This window comes from Mesorhizobium sp. WSM4845 (assembly GCF_055811455.1).
This window is the reverse complement of sequence record NZ_JBVVQA010000001.1, coordinates 14,169-32,723: the sequence shown is the minus strand read 5'-3', so window position 1 is coordinate 32,723 and position 18,555 is coordinate 14,169. Positions and strand designations below refer to the sequence as shown.

At 61.0% G+C, this 18,555-nt stretch carries 21 protein-coding genes; 14 read left to right on the top strand and 7 right to left on the bottom strand.

The window, feature by feature from the left end:
• Position 1 precedes the first annotated feature (1 nt).
• The 3 genes from AC0L2C_RS00160 to AC0L2C_RS00150 form a co-directional block, all read right to left on the bottom strand.
• Complete coding sequence (locus tag AC0L2C_RS00160) at positions 2-166, bottom strand: DUF3309 family protein (protein WP_023799553.1); 165 nt, start codon at positions 164-166, stop codon at positions 2-4.
• Positions 167-452: 286 nt separating this feature from the next.
• Positions 453-674: a hypothetical protein gene (locus tag AC0L2C_RS00155; protein ID WP_023799552.1), complete on the bottom strand. Its 222-nt coding sequence runs from the start codon at positions 672-674 to the stop codon at positions 453-455.
• A gap of 8 nt (positions 675-682) precedes the next feature.
• Positions 683-865 (bottom strand): hypothetical protein, encoded by a 183-nt coding sequence (locus tag AC0L2C_RS00150; RefSeq protein WP_128172175.1) that lies wholly within the window; start codon positions 863-865, stop codon positions 683-685.
• 170 nt (positions 866-1,035) lie between these two features.
• Between AC0L2C_RS00150 and AC0L2C_RS00145 the strand changes: the two genes are divergently transcribed.
• From AC0L2C_RS00145 to AC0L2C_RS00125, 5 genes are all read left to right on the top strand, one after another.
• Entirely contained in the window at positions 1,036-1,467 is a 432-nt protein-coding gene (locus AC0L2C_RS00145) for a hypothetical protein (RefSeq protein WP_023799551.1), read from the top strand.
• Between the two features lie 338 nt (positions 1,468-1,805).
• Positions 1,806-2,012 (top strand): sugar phosphorylase, encoded by a 207-nt coding sequence (locus AC0L2C_RS00140; protein ID WP_473522427.1) that lies wholly within the window; start codon positions 1,806-1,808, stop codon positions 2,010-2,012.
• Positions 2,013-2,128: 116 nt separating this feature from the next.
• The gene (locus AC0L2C_RS00135; protein WP_473522426.1) at positions 2,129-3,481 is read left to right on the top strand and encodes a Do family serine endopeptidase; all 1,353 of its coding nucleotides are present in this window, start codon (positions 2,129-2,131) and stop codon (positions 3,479-3,481) included.
• 174 nt (positions 3,482-3,655) lie between these two features.
• A complete protein-coding gene (locus AC0L2C_RS00130; RefSeq protein ID WP_473522425.1) occupies positions 3,656-4,093 on the top strand; it encodes a DUF2267 domain-containing protein in 438 nt (145 codons plus the stop codon).
• Positions 4,094-4,143: 50 nt separating this feature from the next.
• Positions 4,144-4,608 (top strand): YbhB/YbcL family Raf kinase inhibitor-like protein, encoded by a 465-nt coding sequence (locus AC0L2C_RS00125; protein ID WP_473522424.1) that lies wholly within the window; start codon positions 4,144-4,146, stop codon positions 4,606-4,608.
• A 26-nt stretch (positions 4,609-4,634) separates the two neighbouring features.
• Here the strand turns inward: AC0L2C_RS00125 and AC0L2C_RS00120 are convergent, their stop codons facing one another.
• Positions 4,635-6,110, bottom strand: a complete 1,476-nt coding sequence (locus AC0L2C_RS00120; RefSeq protein WP_473522423.1) for an FAD-dependent oxidoreductase — start codon at positions 6,108-6,110, stop codon at positions 4,635-4,637.
• Positions 6,111-6,465: 355 nt separating this feature from the next.
• Between AC0L2C_RS00120 and AC0L2C_RS00115 the strand changes: the two genes are divergently transcribed.
• On the top strand, positions 6,466-7,110 hold the full coding sequence (locus AC0L2C_RS00115; RefSeq protein WP_473522422.1) for a hypothetical protein: 645 nt from the start codon (positions 6,466-6,468) through the stop codon (positions 7,108-7,110).
• 144 nt (positions 7,111-7,254) lie between these two features.
• Here the strand turns inward: AC0L2C_RS00115 and AC0L2C_RS00110 are convergent, their stop codons facing one another.
• A complete protein-coding gene (locus tag AC0L2C_RS00110) occupies positions 7,255-8,313 on the bottom strand; it encodes a LacI family DNA-binding transcriptional regulator (RefSeq protein ID WP_128167811.1) in 1,059 nt (352 codons plus the stop codon).
• 211 nt (positions 8,314-8,524) lie between these two features.
• Between AC0L2C_RS00110 and AC0L2C_RS00105 the strand changes: the two genes are divergently transcribed.
• The 7 genes from AC0L2C_RS00105 to AC0L2C_RS00075 all read left to right on the top strand — a co-directional run bounded on the left by AC0L2C_RS00105 (position 8,525) and on the right by AC0L2C_RS00075 (position 16,126).
• On the top strand, positions 8,525-9,514 hold the full coding sequence (locus AC0L2C_RS00105; RefSeq protein WP_023799541.1) for an autoinducer 2 ABC transporter substrate-binding protein: 990 nt from the start codon (positions 8,525-8,527) through the stop codon (positions 9,512-9,514).
• Positions 9,515-9,602: 88 nt separating this feature from the next.
• Positions 9,603-11,117: a sugar ABC transporter ATP-binding protein gene (locus tag AC0L2C_RS00100; RefSeq protein WP_473522421.1), complete on the top strand. Its 1,515-nt coding sequence runs from the start codon at positions 9,603-9,605 to the stop codon at positions 11,115-11,117.
• A complete protein-coding gene (locus AC0L2C_RS00095) occupies positions 11,110-12,111 on the top strand; it encodes an ABC transporter permease (RefSeq protein ID WP_473522420.1) in 1,002 nt (333 codons plus the stop codon). Before AC0L2C_RS00100 ends, AC0L2C_RS00095 begins: the two co-directional genes overlap by 8 nt.
• Positions 12,108-13,103 (top strand): ABC transporter permease, encoded by a 996-nt coding sequence (locus tag AC0L2C_RS00090; protein ID WP_473522419.1) that lies wholly within the window; start codon positions 12,108-12,110, stop codon positions 13,101-13,103. The genes AC0L2C_RS00095 and AC0L2C_RS00090 overlap by 4 nt, the downstream gene beginning before the upstream one ends.
• Before the next feature lie 5 nt (positions 13,104-13,108).
• Entirely contained in the window at positions 13,109-13,957 is an 849-nt protein-coding gene (locus AC0L2C_RS00085; RefSeq protein WP_023799537.1) for a sugar phosphate isomerase/epimerase family protein, read from the top strand.
• Positions 13,958-13,961: 4 nt separating this feature from the next.
• Positions 13,962-15,437: an FGGY family carbohydrate kinase gene (locus AC0L2C_RS00080; RefSeq protein ID WP_473522418.1), complete on the top strand. Its 1,476-nt coding sequence runs from the start codon at positions 13,962-13,964 to the stop codon at positions 15,435-15,437.
• On the top strand, positions 15,434-16,126 hold the full coding sequence (locus AC0L2C_RS00075) for a class II aldolase/adducin family protein (protein WP_023799535.1): 693 nt from the start codon (positions 15,434-15,436) through the stop codon (positions 16,124-16,126). Before AC0L2C_RS00080 ends, AC0L2C_RS00075 begins: the two co-directional genes overlap by 4 nt.
• Positions 16,127-16,199: 73 nt before the next feature.
• Here AC0L2C_RS00075 and AC0L2C_RS00070 read toward each other — a convergent pair whose 3' ends face one another.
• Positions 16,200-16,673 (bottom strand): phosphatidylglycerophosphatase A family protein, encoded by a 474-nt coding sequence (locus tag AC0L2C_RS00070; protein ID WP_287237106.1) that lies wholly within the window; start codon positions 16,671-16,673, stop codon positions 16,200-16,202.
• Positions 16,674-17,001: 328 nt separating this feature from the next.
• On the opposite strand from AC0L2C_RS00070, the gene AC0L2C_RS00065 reads away from it, so the two are divergent.
• Positions 17,002-17,628, top strand: coding sequence for a CDP-alcohol phosphatidyltransferase family protein (locus tag AC0L2C_RS00065; protein WP_473522417.1), 627 nt, complete (start codon positions 17,002-17,004; stop codon positions 17,626-17,628).
• Between the two features lie 66 nt (positions 17,629-17,694).
• Here the strand turns inward: AC0L2C_RS00065 and AC0L2C_RS00060 are convergent, their stop codons facing one another.
• Entirely contained in the window at positions 17,695-18,369 is a 675-nt protein-coding gene (locus tag AC0L2C_RS00060) for a protein-L-isoaspartate(D-aspartate) O-methyltransferase (RefSeq protein ID WP_473522416.1), read from the bottom strand.
• Positions 18,370-18,555 lie beyond the last annotated feature (186 nt).

The window sequence follows — 18,555 nt, the reverse complement described above, 5'->3', positions numbered from 1 at the left end:
ACTAAATGCGCCCGAGAAGGACCAGGATAATAACGATCAGCAGCACGAGACCGAGGCCACCGCCACCATAATAGCCGGTGCCGTAGAACGGTCCACCACCCAAACCGCTGAACCCGCCAAGCAAGATAAGGATCAAAATGATGATGAGTATGGTTCCGAGGCTCATGGTGGTTCTCCCATTCGTGCGCTGCCGCGCCGTACAAGGGCACGTCCATGCGCCTGTTGATGACGGTATGAACTCCCAGAGGGGGCTTCCTGTTCCACCGGAAGTAGCATCGCTGTCGCTCGTCTAGCGGGAAAAGCCGGTAGGCTGACGAGACAGCCCGCCGGCCGGGAGCCCGCGGGCGACAGGCTTTCTCAGCCTCGGACCGCCTGGAGGAACGGCGATCACAGCAAAAATGCCTGACGCAGTCGGAAGTTGCGGCGGTAGGCCAAAGAAGGCCACAGCCACTCTACCGCCCTTTGTTTGCCGGCCGGGTGCCGCCGCCCTTCTTTTCCGGGTCATGAGTATGGTGGCTGTCGCGTTCGCCTCCGCCGCCGGAGATCTTGCTGCGGCTGCGCAGATCGGAATCGGCTGGCGGTTTTTCTATCACCAGCGGCTCCTTGGCATTTTCGTGCGATGCGCCAGGACCGCCATGGCGAATACTGGCGCGGGTCTTCTTCGACGTGGACATGAAATCACCTAGCGGTCCTGCTGATAGCCTTGATGGGTCGTATTGACCTTCGTGTTGCCCTGCTGGCCCTGTTTGTCAGGATTTGGGGCGGAATGGCTGTGCTGCGTCTGGTCGACAGGAACCGACTTCTTGTCGCCCGGACCCTTTGGGCTCTGGTTCTCTGTCGGAACGGGTGGTGGTTTTGTGCTCATGACCGTCTCCTTTCACTAGCCAAAACAAGCAGGCCCCCGGGAAGGTTCCTAATCCGAACCGGGCGAGGGGCAAACTCCTGACATTGCCAATTCCGGCCTTGTCGGCGCGTCGCAGCGCAATAATCTTCTGTTAGGGCGTGGGCACTTCCCCCTATTGAAAGGAGCCGACCATGAAACACCAAACACTCGACCAACTGCAGACAGTTGCGAAAGTTGAGCCCTCGGCGACATACCCGACCATGACTCGGGCGCAGCGGATCGAGCGTTGGGCAGAGCTTCTCGAACAAAATCCACGGCGTTGCCTCGGAGCCCTTTCAGGCACCGAATATCTCAGTCCTGAAGCTCGTGACGTAGCGCGTGGCGCGGGGTCGCCGATCACCGTTGCCTATGAGGATCCGGTGCTGCGCGCCATGGGTCTGAAAGATGATACCTACGGTGAGGCAAAGCGCTTCTTCGAGCTAAGTGACTGGCAGTTGCACAACATCGTCTGTCACTGTCACGTTGGTGCTACGATGCAAGCGCGATGGGCTGCCGCCAGAGTCCGCCGGACGATTACCGGGAACAGACTTCTGGCCTGGCTGAGGGCAAGGTTTGTGCATTGAGGCCAGCCCAGAACGGTGACGACAAGTCTTGATCGTTCTCGTTAGCGGCTGGCCGGCAAAAGGCTGGTGGCATCGCCGGCGCCGCAGTGTTGATCGAGCCGACGCCTTGCATTCAGGGCGGCCGGACGAAGGCTCATGGCCGGGTCCCTTGTCGGGGGGGCAGGAAGCTCGATTCATGTGAACACGGCCCGCGCCCCTGATCCATGCCACCACCGATGCATCGTTGGCGGAATCTCGTCCCTGTGACATGCCCGCAATCGCGTCTGGGAACTTTTCTGGAGGCACATGGTTGGAATGTGCGGCTGAAAGAATCCGGGCCTGTGCCAAGGAGGTTCGCCATGAAGCTTCGCGAGTTGATGGACCAAGTGAAGGATCTGCCCCCGGATACCCTCGTCTGTACCGCCGAGATTGACGAGGCCTTTGCGGCCAACATTGCCGGCATAGAAACGGTAGAAGGTGCCCGGATCGAAAGCCGGAAACCGGACGGCACCGAAGCTGTCGAACTCGCCAACGGGAACGACAGGGTTGTCGTAATCCGCTGGTGAACCGCTGGCTCATGCCGGAGCGGCCCATGCTTGATCACTGAACGCTGGAGGCGTCGCAGGCCATGTTACCGGTATTGAATAAAAGACTTTGCGCCGGGCTGATCGCCGGAACTCTGATGCTCTCGGCCGGCGGCTTTGCTCCGCTCGCAGCTCAGGAAATCCCAAACGACTTCACGGCGATCGTGCGCGAGAAAATTCCAGCCGTGGTCGCAATAACGACCAAACAGATCATCCAGGACCAGGCGACGCTGGGCGACTTTCTTAGTCCTTTCGGCAGTCCCGGCCTCGGACCGGCGCAACCGCAGGTGCGAGAGGCCCTTGGTTCCGGCTTTGTGATCAGCCCCGAGGGGTACATCGTCACCAACAACCATGTCGTTGCCGATGCAAGCGAAATTCATGTCGTATTCTCTGACAAGGAGACGTTGCCTGCGCAGCTCGTCGGCCGCGATCCGGCAACCGACCTCGCGGTGCTGAAGATCGACCCGCGGTCCAATATGACAACGACCGCCTGGGGTGACTCCGATGCAGTACAACCCGGCGCATGGACGATCGCTGTCGGCAGTCCGTTCGGGCTCGGTGGGACCGTTACCGTCGGCGTGGTTTCGGCCCGTTCGCGCGACATCAATGCCGGTCCTTACGACGATTTTCTCCAGACCGACGCCTCAATCAATCGCGGCAATTCCGGCGGCCCGCTGTTCAATGCGCGCGGCGAAGTGATCGGGGTCAATACGGCCATCGTATCTCCCACAGGTGGCAGCATAGGGATTGGCTTTGCGGTACCATCCCGCACCGCCCGGAACGTCGTCGACCAGTTGATCCGCACTGGCCGGATCGAGCGCGGTTTCATCGGGGTGCGTCTCCAGGAGATCACCCCGTCGATTGCCGAGGCGCTTGGAATACCCGGCAGCAAGGGAGCGCTGGTCGCCTCGGTCGAACCCGGCAGTCCGGCAGAGCAGGCAGGCATACAGGCGGGAGACGTGATTACACGCTTTAACGGCAAGGACATCCAGAGCGTCCATGATCTGACGCTCGCCGCTGCGAGCCAAAAGCCGGGAACAAAAACGACGCTGACACGGAACCGCGGAGGCAGCCAACAGGAAATAGCTCTGACCATCGGACAACGCAACGATGAGGAGCAACAGACCAGCGCCGTTCCGAAGTCGGAAACGGCCGACACGCGTCTTGGATTGTCGCTCAGCCCAATCCCGGATGAGGCACGCCGGCAGCTCGGACTCCAGCCGGATACTACAGGCGTGTTCGTCCAGGAAGTGGCTCCAAACAGCCTCGCCGCCGAAAACGGCGTTCAGCCTGGCGATGTGATCGTCTCGGCCAACAACCGGGATGTGACACAGCCGTCGGACATCCAAGAGGAGTGGGCGAAATCCCGCCAGCTGAACAAGCCGATGTTGTTCCGCATCAGCAGGCAAGGGCAATCTCTTTTCGTTGCCGTGGCCACGGCCAAATCTTGACGGGCCAAATCTTGACGGGCCAACTCTTGACGGGAACGCGTTAAGTTTGGCGAACGTAAACTTGGCCGAATAGATCACCCGCCTTCGCGAGAGGCGGCCTTTAGGAACGGGAACAACAGCCGACCCAGGCCGTTTCGTCCAATGAGTCATTCAACCTGTTGAAAGGAGGCTTCGATGAGCGCCACCGGACTCGAAGTATTCGACAAGACGCTGCAGATAACAAACATCTGGCTCGACGAGATCATGACCGAGATTGGACCGGATCGGCAGGTCGCATGGCATGTGCTTGGAGCGGTGCTCCACGCCCTGCGAGACCGCATGCAGCCGGATCTTGCCGCCCACCTGGGCTCGCAGCTGCCGATCCTCGTGCGCGGCGCCTACTACGACCAATATCAGCCCTCCAAGACTCCCGAGAAGTTGCGGTCGCTCGACGAGTTCCTGGCCAAAATCAAGGCGGAGCTGGAATTCACCCGATCGGTCGATTCCAAGGATGCATTGAGGGTCGTATCCCAGGTTCTCGCTCACCATGTGGGAGAGGGGCAGATGATCAAGGTTTGGGAATCCTTGCCAGCAGAAATCAGGCGCGTCGCGGAAGCTCAGCAAGCGGCGTGAAATAGCGCCAGATATAGCTGGCTGTAGCGCTTGTTCTTGGGGAGATGGAAATGCCACTCACCCTTATCAGCCCGGCGTTCCCGGCGGCCGGGAAAATCCCTGAAAAATATACCCGCGACGGCGAGAACGTCTCACCACCGCTAAAATGGTCCGGTGTTCCGAACGGTACCAAGAGCCTTGTTCTTGTCGTGCAGGATCCCGACGCGCCGAGCGGGATTTTCGGGCACTGGGCGGTGTTCAATATCCCGCCCGATGCGAGCGAACTCACCGAGGCGCAGGATGGCAAGCCAGGCCCGTCGGCACTCAGGCAAGGCACCAACGATTTCGGCAATGCCTATTACGACGGCCCGCAGCCGCCGGTGGGACATGGCGTCCATCATTATCATTTCCGGCTGGCCGCGCTCGACGTGCCGAGCCTCAGTGTGCCGGGACAGGCGGGCGTGCAGCTCGTCTGGAAGGAAGCCCAGAAGCATGCGCTGGAGCAGACTGAGCTGGTCGGAACCTACGCACGGTAACACCGGGCCGCGCCAGTCGCTGCCTCTTATAGCGCGGCCGGCGCAAGCGGCTTTCGAGCTGGGCCATGGATGACCGAACCGTCGGCGGCGAAAATCGAGCCATGGCAAGGACAATCCCAGGTGTTCTCCGCATTGTTCCAGGTCACCGTGCAGCCCTTGTGGGTGCATGTCGCCGAAACCGGGTGGAGCACCCCTTCAGCGTCTCTCCACGCCGCGATCTTTTCGTCGCCCCTGACGATCACACCGCCCATGCCGGGCACGATGTCGTCAAGGCTTGTGACAATCGATTGGCTGCGGCCATTCCTGTGAAAGTCCTCGGGATAAGGCCGCGCCGGATCATAGAGCTTTTGCCATGGGCTCGGCCGCGCGCAGATCAAATCCGCGATCGTCATGCCTGCGGCCGTTCCATTGGTGATGCCCCAGGCGTTGAAACCCGTGGCAATATAAAACCCGGAGGCTTTGTCCGGATCGGGCTCGCCGGCATACGGAACCCTATCGGCCGTATCATAGTCCTCATTACACCAGCGCCACGCAACGTCTCCAACTGGAAGGCTCATTCTTACCCATTGTTCCAGCTCGACAAACCGTTTCGCCACGTCGCCGTCCTGGCCCGTGTCAAACTTGGGGTCGAGCGCGACCAGCAGCGGGCCTTCGGCGTCGCGGCCGGTGCGGATGGAATGCGTCGGATCGTCGATGCCGATGAACATGCCGTCGACAGCACGAGGGTCATCGATCCGAAACGCCATGGCAGTGTGACAGCGCGGCTGGGTCCGGTTCGCCATGCCGACGGGGCTCTTCACCGTCATGTTGGTGGCGACGACCACATGCTCGGCGTGAACGGTGCCGCTGTCGGTAACGACGCGCCAGCGGCTTGCCTCGCCGATCGAGATCGCGCGGCTGTTTTCGAAAATCCGTCCGCCACGGGCCGTCACTGCTTGAGCCAGGCCAACCAGATACATCGCCGGATTGAACTGCGCCTGGTCGGAAAAACGCAGAGCGGCGGCCGTTTCGAAAGGCAGCGGCGCGCGCTCCAAAACATCGGCGTCCAGCCCAACCTGGCGCGCGGCCTCCGCCTCGGCCACGATCTCCGCGCGCCGGCTTGCATCGCAGGTGTAGGTATAGGCGTCCTTGGCCTCGAGATCGCAGGCGATGGCGCGGTCGCGAACCCATTCCCGGATCTGGATGGCGCCGGCGGAATTCGCATCGGCATAGGTCTGCGCCAGGTCCCGCCCGAACGTGTCGATGAGATGGCGATAGATCAGCGCGTGCTGCGTCGTGATCTTGGCCGTCGAGCGGCCGGTCACCTGGCCGCCTGTCCGCAGGCCTTCGATGACGATCACCGACCGACCGGCCTCGCAAAGGCGAAGCGCCGTCGTGAGCCCGACAATCCCGGCGCCCACGACAACGGCATCGGCATGGATCGAGCCCTCGAGCGGGGGATAGTTCGTAGCGGTGGCTGCCGCCACCCAACAGCTTCCCGGTTTTCCCGAAAGAATGGCCATTTCACCAGCGTCCCATGCGTTCGATGCATCTCCATCGACAACCCGCGCCGGCGCGAAAAAGTTCCGAGATCTACGGTCTTCAATCGTGGTTTATTTGGAGCTTCAGCAGATGATCGGGGCAGTCGAACGCAGCAACGGACGTGAATTGGTATAGGCAGATGCCATTACTGTTAGGCCGGCGGCCGAAGACTGCGCCGTTACGGCCTGTGGCGAAGGTCACCTGCGCGCGCCCGGCAAAGCCTGAAGAATGGTTCGAGCCACCCGCATCCAGTATTTTGGCGATAAAACAATTCGTACCTTGTTTTTCCCCATTGCAATTGCCAACCATGGAAATGGATTGATTCGGAGCTAGTCTATGCGTGGACTGCAAGTGGCCCTGGCTGCGGTGATCTTGGGCATTTCAGTCAGTTCTGGACTCGCCGATGACAATTCTCCCTTTATCTATTTTGCGACCCAGGACCCTTTCGCAGACGGTTTGCCGACCAAGAATGATGTTTATGTCTTTGGTGGCGTCTTTGCGCACGGGGCCTTCGGGGACGCGATCAATGTTTTGGGTGCCGACTACACGGACAACTATATAATCGGAGCTGCATACGGTCGCGATTTCGTCGATATCGGCGCTGGCTTCGTTCTTGGTGGCGTCGCCGGCGCGGCCATAAGATTTGGCGAGGACGATGATACGACTGGCGAACTTTGGGCCGGAGCGCGACTGCGCCACCACGGCCTGGTCATTGGTGATTTGGCGATTGCGCCCGCACTGACTGCTGGATTCAGTGTCGTTACCGGCCCTACCGAGATCGAGCGCGAACGCGAAATCGTCCGCGATGGCGATGCATCATTCCTCGGCTTCGTTGGTGCGGAGCTTTCGTTCAGAGTGAGGCAGGCTCCCAACGTCGAACTCGTCTACCAACTCCACCATAGATCCGGCGCCGATGGTACGTTTGGAGATATGACAGAGGGTTCCAATGCGAACGCCCTTGGAATCCGTTATCGCTTCTAACGCTCGGTGCTGTAGACCTTCTTGCAGGCGCCTACGCACCCACCCAGTTGGCTCGCGCTGAGGACGGCGACACCCCCGTGAGGGTCGGCACGATGAACCACTGAAAATCTCAAGGCGGTGTCGCCCTATAGCGCCGGGTCACCCTCAGGCTATATCCTTCAGCGTGTCCAGCGGCCCTTTCAATGCAGACCTGGGCTGGATCAACTCTGGCGCGATCAGGAAGGTCTGCGGTGCCGTCGGAGGTTCATCGATCAGCTCGAATGCCTTCGTGATCATCGCCTCAACATTCTGCCGCACCATGATTACGGGGAAGGGCAGGAAGGAGCCGAAGGGGTCATAGTCGTAGCAACCGACGACGAGTTCGCTGAACATTTCCGCCGGCCGGCCGGCCATGAAACGCAGCAGACCTTCCATATTGATCGACGAATTGATGAACAGCGCGCGCGGCAGCTTGCCACGGCATTGGTAAAACGCCTCGAAGGCACGCAAAGTTATATCAGGCGAATACCCGGAGGACTGCACACCATCGTCAGGGTCGGCGCCCAGCAGCGCCTTCTTGGTCGCATGGAAAGCGGCGATGCGTTCGCGGCTGGCGTGGTCGTTGCGGCCGCCAAACAGAAACAGCTCGTCCGGCCGCAGAGGATCGTCGTTGCCGAAGTGGCGGATGATTGCTTCCGTCAGCATCCGCGCGCCCTGATAATTGTCGCTGATCACCGAATGCGCCTTCGCTCCCGGCAGGTCGATGTTGATATGCCTCAGCCCCGCCAGTTCGCAGACCTCGTGCACGCCATCGGGATCGGTGGCGCCGACGATGAAGAGCTGGTCGATTGAATAGGAGATCAGCGTCTCCGCAGTCCGCCGTTCCTCTTCGGGGTCGCGGCTGGCGCTAACCACGACCGGGCATTGGCCGCGGCTGCGCACATGCCCCTCAAACGTCTGCGCCATGGAGGAGAAGTAGCGATTGTCGTGGACGGGCAGCATCAGGCCGACCAGGCCCGATCGCGAGCGTCGCAAGCCTCGCGCTTGCAGATTGGTGGTGTATTGGTGGAGTTCGGCGAGGCCGAGAATTGTTTGCGCCGTACTTTCCTTGATGCGGCGCTTGCGCCAAGTGCCGTTCAGCACGGCACTCACGGTCGAGGGCGAACTGCCCGACAGCACGGACAGGTCATAGATCGTCGCCTTCTTCTTGACCCGCTGATCCATCTGGCGCCTCCGGCGCGTCTATTTAGAGCAATATCCCGCTTGACGAGAGCTTCTCAATGCACAATAGTTTCTGCACCATCGATTGTGCAAGCGAAAACCGGTGGATGATCGATGGGGAAGTGCCCCGTCTCTTTCGGGGAGGTTTCTAACGGCCGCCGTCGTTCGACGGCTCGAGTGTGTTCCCACTAGGAACGTTATGGGAGGAGTACAGATGAAAAAGCTCTTGATCGCGGCGCTTGCCGTGACCCTTATGATTGGCGGATCATTCGCTGCGATGGCACAGCAGGCCGGCAAGGTCGGCGTCGTCGTCAAGATCGGCGGCATTCCGTGGTTCAACGCAATGGAGGCGGGTATCAAGGAGCGCGGCGAGAAGCTCGGGATCGACGCATTCATGGTCGGCCCGACCAGCGCTGATCCAGCACTGCAAGTTCGCGCCATCGAGGATCTGATCGCGCAGGGCGTCAAGGTCATCGGCGTCGTGCCGAATGATGCCAAAGTGCTTGAACCGGTCCTGCAGAAGGCCAAGGACGCCGGCATCATCGTCATCACACATGAATCGCCTGGCCAGAAGGGCGCCGACTGGGATTTCGAACTCGCGTCCGCCACCGGCTTCGGCGAGGCTCACGCCAAGCTCCTGGCGGAGAAGATGGGCGGCAAGGGTGAGTATGCAGTGTTCGTCGGCTCGTTGACGGTGCCGCTGCACAATGCCTGGGCCGATGCGGCAATCGAGTATCTGAAGAAGAATAATCCCGACATGAAACTCGTCGGCGAACGTTATGGCGTCGCCGAGGATGTGGACAAGAGCCGCAGCACTGCGCTTGACCTGATTTCCGCAAATCCCGGCCTGAAGGGCTTCCTCGCCTTCGGCAGCCAAGGCCCGATCGGCGCTGGCCGCGCAATCGAAGAGCGCCGGAAGGTGGGCGAAATTTTCGTGCTCGGACCATTCTCGCCAGGCCAAGGCCGGAAGCTCATCAAAAGCGACGCGATCTCCGGCGGCTTCATGTGGAATCCGAAGCAGGCGGGCGAGGTTTTCGTCACGCTGGCCGACCATCTCATGAAGGGCAAAGAGATCAAGGATGGCGATACGATCGAAGGGCTTGGGACAGTCAAGCCCGACTTCGAAAACCGTAACATCATCGTCGATCAACTCGTCCCCATCAACAAGGATACTGTCGACGATCTCGCGGCGATGGGCCTGTAAAGCCTCCCAAGGCGAATGGCAGTCGGGCCCGGCCTCGAACCGGCCCGGCTGCAGGATTGCAAACGCGATTGGATCCAGGTTTCGTTCGATGGCTGATCAGGCACTCGATGGCGCCGCACCACGGCCGCTGCTGTCGCTCCGCAACGTCAACATGACGTTCGGCGGCGTGAAGGCGCTGAAGAATGTCAGCTTTGAGGTGTTGCCGGGCGAGGTGCATTGTCTTGCCGGCGAGAACGGCTCCGGCAAGAGCACGCTGATCAAGGTCATTACAGGCGTGTACAAGCCCGAGGCGGGCGCCGTGATCGACTATGATGGCCAGAGCTACTCCCATATGTCGCCGGTTACGGCGCAGGCCAGCGGAATTCAGATCATCTGGCAGGACCTCGCCCTGTTTCCCGAGATGACTGTCGCCGAGAATATCGCGTTCCAGACCGTCATCGGCCGCTGGCCGCGGCTGGTGAACTATGCCGAGATGCGCCGTATCGCGATCAACGCCTTGCAACGTCTTGGTGTTACCTTCGATGTCGATCTGGCACTCCACCACTTTCCCATCGCACAGCGGCAGATCGTAGCAATCGCCCGCGCCCTCGTCGGTGAGGCAAAGCTCGTCTTCATGGACGAGCCGACGGCGTCGCTCACCCAATCCGAAACCGACTATCTGCTGGACGTTGTGCGCAATCTGTCGGCGTCGGGTGTCGCCGTTGTGTTCGTCAGTCATCGCCTGGCGGAGGTTCTTGAAATCTCCAGCCGCGTCACCGTGCTGCGCGACGGCGCCCTGGTTGGCGTCTATCCAACCAAAGGCCTGACCCAGTCGCGCGTCACCGAGTTGATGACGGGCAAGACCTTCGACTATTCCGTCCTGCATCGGGATTTGAGCAGGAGCCCAGTCATGCTTGAGGTCAAGGGACTGTCGCGGCCCGGCGAATTCGACGACGTGTCCTTGACAGTCCGGCGCGGCGAGACGCTCGGCATCACCGGGTTGCTCGGGGCAGGGCGCACCGAATTGGCGCTGACATTGTTTGGCATGCGCAAGCCGAAATCGGGCTCCGTCGTCCTGGATGGCAAACCCGTCCGATTCGGTTCCAACCGTGACGCGATCGCCGCCGGCGTCGCCTATCTTTCGGAAGACCGGCTGTCGCTCGGTCTCATTCAGCCCCAGGCAATCGCCGACAACATGGTCATCGCCTCGCTGGACAAGATCCTTTCAGGCGGTTTCATTTCGAGCGATCGCAAGCGATCTCTGGTCAATCGCTGGATAAGGGATCTCGGGGTCAGGATCGGAAAGCAGGACGACGCGATCTCGACCCTGTCAGGGGGAAATCAGCAACGTGTCGCCATTGCAAAATGGCTGGCGACCGACCCGAAGCTGCTTATCCTCGACGCACCGACGGTCGGCGTCGATGTCGGCGCGCGCGCCGGCATTTTCGACATCGTTTCCAAGCTGGCGGACAGCGGCCTGGCCATTATCCTGATCTCGGACGAGGTGCCTGAAGTCTATTTCAACGCGGACCGTGTGCTGCACATGGCTCAGGGGCGCATTGTCGGCGAATTTACGCCGGGCGCTACGACCCTCCAGGCGATCGAGGAGGCGGTCTATGCGTAGGTTTGTCCGCTCCCACGCAACGGAACTGGCTTTGCTCGGCGTTATCGCAGTCATCTGCGTCTTCCTTTCGTTCGCGACAGACCGGTTCTTCACCCTCGGCAACGCGTTTGACCTTCTGAACACCAGCTCGGTCAACATCATCTTCGCCGTCGGCCTGCTGGTCGTGCTGATCGCCGGCGGCATTGATATTTCCTTCGCGGTTGCTGCCTCCGTTGTGCAATATCTGACCGCGACCGTCCTCGGCTGGATCGGCGGCGGGAATTGGATTGTCGGCTTCATCATCGCTGGCGCATTGGGCGTCGCGTTGGGCTGCATCAACGCCTTCCTGATCCACGGGTTCAGGATCATCTCGATCGTCGCCACGATTTCGACTTTCAACATTTTCTTCGGCTTGCTGATGTTTTTCACAGGCGGCGTGTCGATCTACAACCTGCCGGACTGGCTCACCACCCGCGTCGTGCTGTTCGAGCGAGAGATGGCTGACGGGACCTGGGCGGAGATCACCCTGCCTGTGCTCATTATGGCCATATGCGTGTTCGCTACCTGGGCGTTGATCACGCGCACCACGACTGGCCGCCAACTCTACGCATTTGGCGACAACCCGGAGGGCGCGCGCCGCTTCGGCATCAATATCGGTGCCATGCAATTTATCGCCTTCGGCTGGCTTGGCCTGATGGCGGGTATCGCCGGTCTCGTCCAGGCGCATTACGCGCAGGAGGTTGTGCCGAATGCCCTTTATGGGCGCGAACTCGACGTCCTGGCAGCGGTGGTCCTTGGCGGTGCGCGGCTCGGCGGCGGCAAGGGCAGCGTGCTCGGCTGCATTCTGGGCGTTCTGTTGGTCTCGATTACCCAGAACGGGCTTAATTTGATGGGCGTGTCGCCTTTCGCGTTCAAGATGATCGTCGGCGCCATCATTCTTGCCGCAATCACGCTTTCGAATACCAGCATCGAACGCCTGCTGCCGTTCCTGAAAAGCCGACGGGCGCCTTCATGACGGTTTTGATTGAACGCGTCCGCAACGCGCTCGGCCCCGAACTTGCAGGTCCGTTTGCCGCGTTCGTAGCTGTCATGATCGTGTTCGGTTTTGCCGCGCCGAACTTTCTTTCCCGCGCTACCTTTGGATCCGTTGCCTTCCAGCTGCCGGAACTCGGCCTCCTCACACTCGCCATGCTGATGCCGATCCTGACCGGCGGCCTGAACCTGGCCATCACCTTCACGGCCAACATGGCCGGCTTGACGCTGGCTTGGGTACTGCAAAGCCAGGGAGGCGTCGAAGCGGGCGTCGGCGCCTTTGTGCTTGGCTCGGTCCTTGCCATCGCGGTCGGCGCACTGAGCGGGCTGATCATGGGGCTCGTCATCGCCTACACCAAGGCTCACCCGATCCTGGTCTCGCTGTCGATGATGATCTTCCTGCGCGGTCTCGGCGAATTCCTGACGCGCGGGGGCGACGTGTCCGGCATTCCCGGCTTCCTGGCGCCGATCGGCTACGGTTCGATTTTTGGCATCCCGGTGCCGTTGCTCATCTTCATCGCTTGCGTGCTGATCTGGCACGTCTTGCTAACGCGCATGAAGCTAGGCTTCAACACCTACATGATAGGCTCCAATATCGAGGCCACACGCTATTCCGGTATCAATACGCGCAAGGTGCAGGTTCTCGTCTACACATTGTCCGGCGCGATGTGCGCGGTCGCCGGCATCATCATGCTGGCGCGCTTCAATTCGGTGCGTGTCGGCCACGGCGAGTCTTACCTGCTGATCACCGTGCTTGCCTGCTTCCTTGGCGGGGTCAATCCGTTCGGCGGCTTCGGTCGGGTGATCCCGGTCTTCGTTGCGCTCGTCGTGCTCCAGCTTCTGTCCTCGGGACTCAATCTGATGGGCGCAAGCCAGCATCTTGCGACGGCAGTCTGGGGCATCCTGATGATCACGGTGATGATCCTGCGCTGGCTTGCCGGGCGCCTCAAATTCCTGAACACAAACAGAGGGTGAGTTAGATGCATGGTTTTGGGGTCCACACCTCGATGTGGACGATGAACTGGGACCGGGCCGGCGCGGAGAAGGCGATCGCGGCTTCCGTCAAATACGGGATGGACTTTATCGAGATCGCGCTTCTGAACGCGCCGGCGGTCGATGCCGCGCACACACGCGCCTTGCTCGAAAAGCACAATCTTCCTGCCGTTTGCTCGCTTGGCCTGCCGGAGCGCGCCTGGGCCTCGGTGCGGCCGGATGCCGCCATCGAACATCTCGAAGTGGCGATCGACAAGACTGCTGAAATGGGCGCGCTGGCGCTTTCCGGCGTGATTTTTGGCGGTATCGGCGAACGCACCGGCCTGCCACCGACCGAAAAGGAATACGACAATATCGCCCACGTGCTGACCGTCGCCGCCAAGCACGCCAAGAAGCGCGGCATCGAGCTCGGAATCGAGGCGGTGAACCGCTACGAGAACCATTTGATCAACACCGGCGCCCAGGCCGTCTGGATGGTCGAGAAAGTCGGGGCCGACAACATTTTTGTTCATCTCGACACCTACCACATGAACATCGAGGAGAAAGGGGCAGCCAACGGCATTCTGGCTGCCCGCGACCACCTGAAGTACATCCACTTGTCTGAGAGTGATCGCGGCACACCAGGCACCGGCAACTGCCCCTGGGACGAGATTTACGCGACGCTGGCGGCAATCGGCTTCAAGGGCGGACTGGCCATGGAAAGCTTCATCAACATGCCGCCGGAAGTCTCCTACGGCCTCTCGGTCTGGCGGCCGGTTGCGAAGGACGAGGCCGAAGTGATGGGCAATGGCTTGCCGTTCCTGCGCAACAAGGCTCGCCAATACGGTCTGATCTGAGACGATGGGTGACGGGCAGAAGGCGGACGGCGCAAGGATCGCCGTCTTCGATGTCGGCAAGACCAACATAAAGCTCTCCGCAATGACGCTCGACGGCGTGCTCGTGGAGAGCCTCTCTGTCCACAACGAAGTGCGGCCCGGTCCACCTTGGCGGCAGCACGATCTCAACGGCATTAGCGACTGGCTGTTCGGCTCGCTCGCCACTTTGTGCCGACACCATCCGCTGGAAAAGGTGGTCGGCACCGGACATGGCTCCGCGGGGGTCTTGGTGAACGCAGATCCCGACGAGACTTGTGCCCTGCCGATGATTGACTACGAGCAGGATCTGCCGCGTGCAATTCGCGAAGGCTACGCGCCGCTTTCGGGCGATTTCTTCGATCGCGGCAGCGCGATCATGCTGAAGGCTGCCCACCAGGCGCGTCAGCTGTACTGGATGCAGCAGGTTGATCCGGAGCGCGTCGCTCAGGCTCGTTGGTATCTGGGCTTGCCTCAATATTGGGCCTGGCGGCTGTCAGGCGTGCCATCGGCCGAAACGACGATCCTCTCGGCGCAATCCCATCTGTGGAACAATGTGCGCAAGCAGTGGTCGCCCATTGTGGCGGGGCAGGGATGGCAGCGCCTCATGCCACCATTCCATCCGGCCTGGGAGAGGTTGGGGCCAATCCGGCAGGATCTGGCGCGCCGACACGGCATACCGGAAGAGCTGTCTGTCCTGACCGGCGGCCACGACAGCAGCCTGAACCTCTACCGCTATCAGGCGGCAGGCATGCACGACGCCTGCGTGATCTCTACCGGAACCTGGATTGTCGGAATGTGCGCGGCGACACCTCTCGACCGCCTCGATGAAAATCGCGGAATGGTTCTGAACAGCGACGTGACAGGACGCCCGGTCGGCGGCGTTTTGACCATGGGCGGACGTGAGTTCAGTCATGTGGCAGGGCACGGGGTGGCAGGGCAGGGGCAAGAAGGAACTGCGGCCGACGCTGCGCTCGTCAGTTTGCTGATTGAGCGCGGCACTTTCGCATTGCCGTCGTTCGGCGACGATGACGGCCTGTTTCGAGGCAGCGCTGGGCTCGGCCGGTTTGAAGGGCCGCCTGCAGAAACCCCTGCAGAGCGCAAGGCGCTCGCGGTGCTCTACGCCGCGCTGCTGACGGTCGAATGTATCGATGCACTGAACGAAACCGGGCTGGTTGCATTGGATGGCACCTTCCTGCGAGACCCGCTCTACGCCACGCTGGTTGCGGCGCTGCGGCCAAACGCCGAAACGGCCTACAACCTCGACTCCTATGGCACCGCTTCGGGTGCGGCGCTGCTTGGCGAACACGAAACGCGTGACACGCCGGCTCCGATCGCGCTCAGCCTGCCGACTGGCTTTGCCGGCGATCGTGAGGCGCTCGCAGCCTATGCACAGCGGTGGCGCGAACTGGCGAAGCGAAACAACTTGCAACAGCGCAAGACCAGCAAAAGGAATGATCGATGACTGATGACAGCGCTCTGCGCCGCGAGATGGTGGATGCTTGCCGCCGGATGAACTCAAGCGGCATCAACCAGGGCAATGCCGGCAATTTGTCGGTGCGCTCTAGCGACGGTTTCCTGATCACGCCCTCGTCGCTGCCCTACGAAACGATGACGCCCGAAGACATCGTCGAGATGGGCTTTGACGGCACCTATGTCGGCCGACGGCCCTCCTCGGAGTGGCGCTTCCACCGTGACATTTTGAGGGAGCGGCAGGAGATCGACGTCGTGCTGCATTGCCACTCGCTCTACGCCACGACGCTGGCCTGCCATCACAAGACGATCCCGAGCTTCCACTATATGACGGGAGTGGCGGGCGGCACCACCATCCGCTGCGCGGAATACGCAACCTTTGGCACGCAGGCCTTGTCCGACAATGCCTTGGTTGCACTCAAGGATCGCCTCGCCTGCCTGCTCGGCCAGCACGGCCAGATTTCGCTCGGCAAGACCATGGAGGCCGCGTTGTGGCTGGCGAACGAGGTCGAAACCCTGTCGCGCATGTATGTCCAGGCGCTTAGCCTTGGCGAGCCGCCGGTCCTTTCCGACGAGGAGATGGCGCGCGTGATCGAGCAGATGAAGAAGATGAGCTATGGCCAGGCGCCGGATCCGGAGGGAACGAACGATTTGGCGCGGCCGCGCGACGCTGCGGTCTAGCGCTGCTCCGGCAGATTTTAGTGAAGATGTCTGTTTTCGCGCTGGGTGGCAGGTGAAGACTGAGATGTCCTCCTTACGGCAAACGGTGAATCAAATCGTTCAGCAAAAGCAGCGACGCGCCGGCGAAGACAGCCGCAGCCGCGTCGTCCAGCATGATGCCGAGTCCACCCCTTACCTTGTCATGCACGACGCCGATCGGCCAAGGCTTGACGACGTCGAAAAACCGGAAAGCAAGGAAACCTGCTGCCCACCAGACCGGATCTGGCGGCAGCACGGAAAGCGTTGCGGCGGTGCCGAAGGTCTCGTCAATGACGACGATCTGCGGATCCTCCGTCCTGGTATGGGAGACGACATGCGACGACGCCCATACTCCCACGGCAAAAAAGGCCATATAGGCGAGCACGATCAGCCAAGGCGATGCAGGTATCAGGACCGCGGCAACAGCCACTCCGACACCCGCGCCGGCCGTGCCTGGCCATACCGGAGATAGTCCCGCGCCGGCAGAGGTCGCGAGCAGGTAAGCAAGCCTGGGCAAAAATTTACGCATGGCGTTTCGAACGGCTTCCCGGTGAATTGCGGATATGCGTTATATCAGTCTATCCGGTTACTTCCGCCAATGCGGTCGCGCAAAAGCGTGCCCTCAGGCCCGACCCAAGGGTGCGCAGCGGTTTTGCGACAACGACGTGCGTAAAGACAAGAACTTGAAGCGCCTCGCATGAATCCATTCAGCCGCGACGCACTTTAGACCGCCAGTCGATTTGCGACAGCGGACACAGACGGACATTGCGCTGACCACCTCGATCGGCGCCGACGGGCTGGAACGAACCCTCAATTTGCCGGTTAAACGTCGACATCATCAGAGGAGCCAAGTCATCATGATCGCCGGTCTCATGAAACGCCGTATCGACCCGCTATGGGAGCACGCCGCCTCTCCGCTGATCGGGATCGGCATGACCCCGAACCAGGTTACGTCAGGCGGGCTGGTGCTCGTCGCCTTGTCGTGCGCCGCCTATCTGTACCACCAGTCAAGTCTTGCCTTTGGCCTTTGCCTGGCGTTTGCCTTCACCTTCGACGCGCTCGACGGGGCGGTTGCTCGCCGCAGACATATGAGCACCAAGGCGGGTGGCTATTTCGACGCCATGGCCGACCGTTATCAGGAATTCGCCGTGTTTGCGGCAATAGGCTGGGTCGCCGATATGTGGGCAATCGCCATGCTCGCGTTCGCCGGCGGACTCCTCACCAGCTACGCCAAGGCGCGGACGGCGATCGAAATCCCCATAGAAAACCAGGCATGGCCGGATTTCTTCGAACGGATGGAACGCCTGGTGTTCATTTGCGTGCTGTTGGTCGCCGACGGATTGGCGACCGCCATGAGCGCCGCTTCGCCCTGGATTCTGACGGGCGGGTTCGCGCTGTACGCACTCGTGGCCAACGCGACAGCGCTGCAACGGATCAATCGCGCATTTGCGATGCTCAAACGATCGGACGCGAAGCAGCCGTGAGACGGCCAAATCCCATAAGGATGAGGCGCCCGGCGCTCCCTGCGTGCCTGTTGTCCGCACCCCTCGTTAGACCGTTTCGAGCCGGCTGAACCGAACCGGGATGATTTTGCGGGTCTTCAGTTGTCCTGCCGAATTCTTGTCGATGACCGTCAGCAACTGCCCTTGTTCAGGGCCTACAGGCATAACCAGGCGGCCCCCCGGCTTGAGCTGCTCGAGCAACGCCGGCGGCGCCCGCCCCGCCGCGACGCTGACCAGGATCTTGTCGAATGGGGCGTGCTCGGGCCAGCCGCGAGACCCGTCCCCGACACGAATGCCGACATTGGACAGACCGAGGTCCTGCAGCAGAGCCTCGGCATGGCTTGCGAATTCCTCGATGATTTCAACGCTCCAAACGTGCCCGGCGAGTTCCGCGAGGATTGCGGTTTGGTAGCCCAGGCCGGTGCCGATCTCGAGCACCGCCTCGTGCGGTTGGAGCGCAAGGAGATCGGTCATGAGTGCGACAATGAACGGCTGCGAGACGGTTTTGTCGAAGCCGATCGGCAATGGCATGTCCTGATAGGCATAAGGCGCGACCGAGCTTGGCACGAAGAGATGGCGCGGCACCCGCTGCATCGCTGCCATCACCCGTTCATCGAGCGCCGCCTTGCCGAGCTCCTCGCTTGTAAGGTCGGTATGGATTGCAATCATCTCGACCATGTGCCTGCGCAGCACTGCGAGGTGCTCTTCGTTCATTGGCTTCATGACCGTCAGGCTTTCTTCAACCAGGCTTGCTGCCTGATACGCTTATATCCTGTTCGTCACAGCAACGCCCGTCATCGTTTCCAGTTGCGGGTGGCCCACGGCGACCGGAGGTAATTTCGGCGTTGCGTCTGGTCGATATCGGCGGCGGCCCTGGAGATCCGGTGCCATGTAGCCATAACGGTATGT

What these genes read in the sequence shown, in the direction of transcription:
- AC0L2C_RS00060 (WP_473522416.1), bottom strand. Translation starts at nt 18,369, where the DNA reads ATGAAGCCAATGAACGAAGAGCACCTCGCAGTGCTGCGCAGGCACATG.
- AC0L2C_RS00095 (WP_473522420.1), top strand. Translation starts at nt 11,110, where the DNA reads ATGCGTAGGTTTGTCCGCTCCCACGCAACGGAACTGGCTTTGCTCGGC.
- AC0L2C_RS00135 (WP_473522426.1), top strand. Translation starts at nt 2,129, where the DNA reads ATGCTCTCGGCCGGCGGCTTTGCTCCGCTCGCAGCTCAGGAAATCCCA.
- AC0L2C_RS00105 (WP_023799541.1), top strand. Translation starts at nt 8,525, where the DNA reads ATGAAAAAGCTCTTGATCGCGGCGCTTGCCGTGACCCTTATGATTGGC.
- AC0L2C_RS00125 (WP_473522424.1), top strand. Translation starts at nt 4,144, where the DNA reads ATGCCACTCACCCTTATCAGCCCGGCGTTCCCGGCGGCCGGGAAAATC.
- AC0L2C_RS00130 (WP_473522425.1), top strand. Translation starts at nt 3,656, where the DNA reads ATGAGCGCCACCGGACTCGAAGTATTCGACAAGACGCTGCAGATAACA.
- AC0L2C_RS00110 (WP_128167811.1), bottom strand. Translation starts at nt 8,313, where the DNA reads ATGGATCAGCGGGTCAAGAAGAAGGCGACGATCTATGACCTGTCCGTG.
- AC0L2C_RS00155 (WP_023799552.1), bottom strand. Translation starts at nt 674, where the DNA reads ATGTCCACGTCGAAGAAGACCCGCGCCAGTATTCGCCATGGCGGTCCT.
- AC0L2C_RS00090 (WP_473522419.1), top strand. Translation starts at nt 12,108, where the DNA reads ATGACGGTTTTGATTGAACGCGTCCGCAACGCGCTCGGCCCCGAACTT.
- AC0L2C_RS00080 (WP_473522418.1), top strand. Translation starts at nt 13,962, where the DNA reads ATGGGTGACGGGCAGAAGGCGGACGGCGCAAGGATCGCCGTCTTCGAT.
- AC0L2C_RS00150 (WP_128172175.1), bottom strand. Translation starts at nt 865, where the DNA reads ATGAGCACAAAACCACCACCCGTTCCGACAGAGAACCAGAGCCCAAAG.
- AC0L2C_RS00075 (WP_023799535.1), top strand. Translation starts at nt 15,434, where the DNA reads ATGACTGATGACAGCGCTCTGCGCCGCGAGATGGTGGATGCTTGCCGC.
- AC0L2C_RS00140 (WP_473522427.1), top strand. Translation starts at nt 1,806, where the DNA reads ATGAAGCTTCGCGAGTTGATGGACCAAGTGAAGGATCTGCCCCCGGAT.
- AC0L2C_RS00120 (WP_473522423.1), bottom strand. Translation starts at nt 6,110, where the DNA reads ATGGCCATTCTTTCGGGAAAACCGGGAAGCTGTTGGGTGGCGGCAGCC.
- AC0L2C_RS00115 (WP_473522422.1), top strand. Translation starts at nt 6,466, where the DNA reads ATGCGTGGACTGCAAGTGGCCCTGGCTGCGGTGATCTTGGGCATTTCA.
- AC0L2C_RS00085 (WP_023799537.1), top strand. Translation starts at nt 13,109, where the DNA reads ATGCATGGTTTTGGGGTCCACACCTCGATGTGGACGATGAACTGGGAC.
- AC0L2C_RS00145 (WP_023799551.1), top strand. Translation starts at nt 1,036, where the DNA reads ATGAAACACCAAACACTCGACCAACTGCAGACAGTTGCGAAAGTTGAG.
- AC0L2C_RS00100 (WP_473522421.1), top strand. Translation starts at nt 9,603, where the DNA reads ATGGCTGATCAGGCACTCGATGGCGCCGCACCACGGCCGCTGCTGTCG.
- AC0L2C_RS00160 (WP_023799553.1), bottom strand. Translation starts at nt 166, where the DNA reads ATGAGCCTCGGAACCATACTCATCATCATTTTGATCCTTATCTTGCTT.
- AC0L2C_RS00065 (WP_473522417.1), top strand. Translation starts at nt 17,002, where the DNA reads ATGATCGCCGGTCTCATGAAACGCCGTATCGACCCGCTATGGGAGCAC.
- AC0L2C_RS00070 (WP_287237106.1), bottom strand. Translation starts at nt 16,673, where the DNA reads ATGCGTAAATTTTTGCCCAGGCTTGCTTACCTGCTCGCGACCTCTGCC.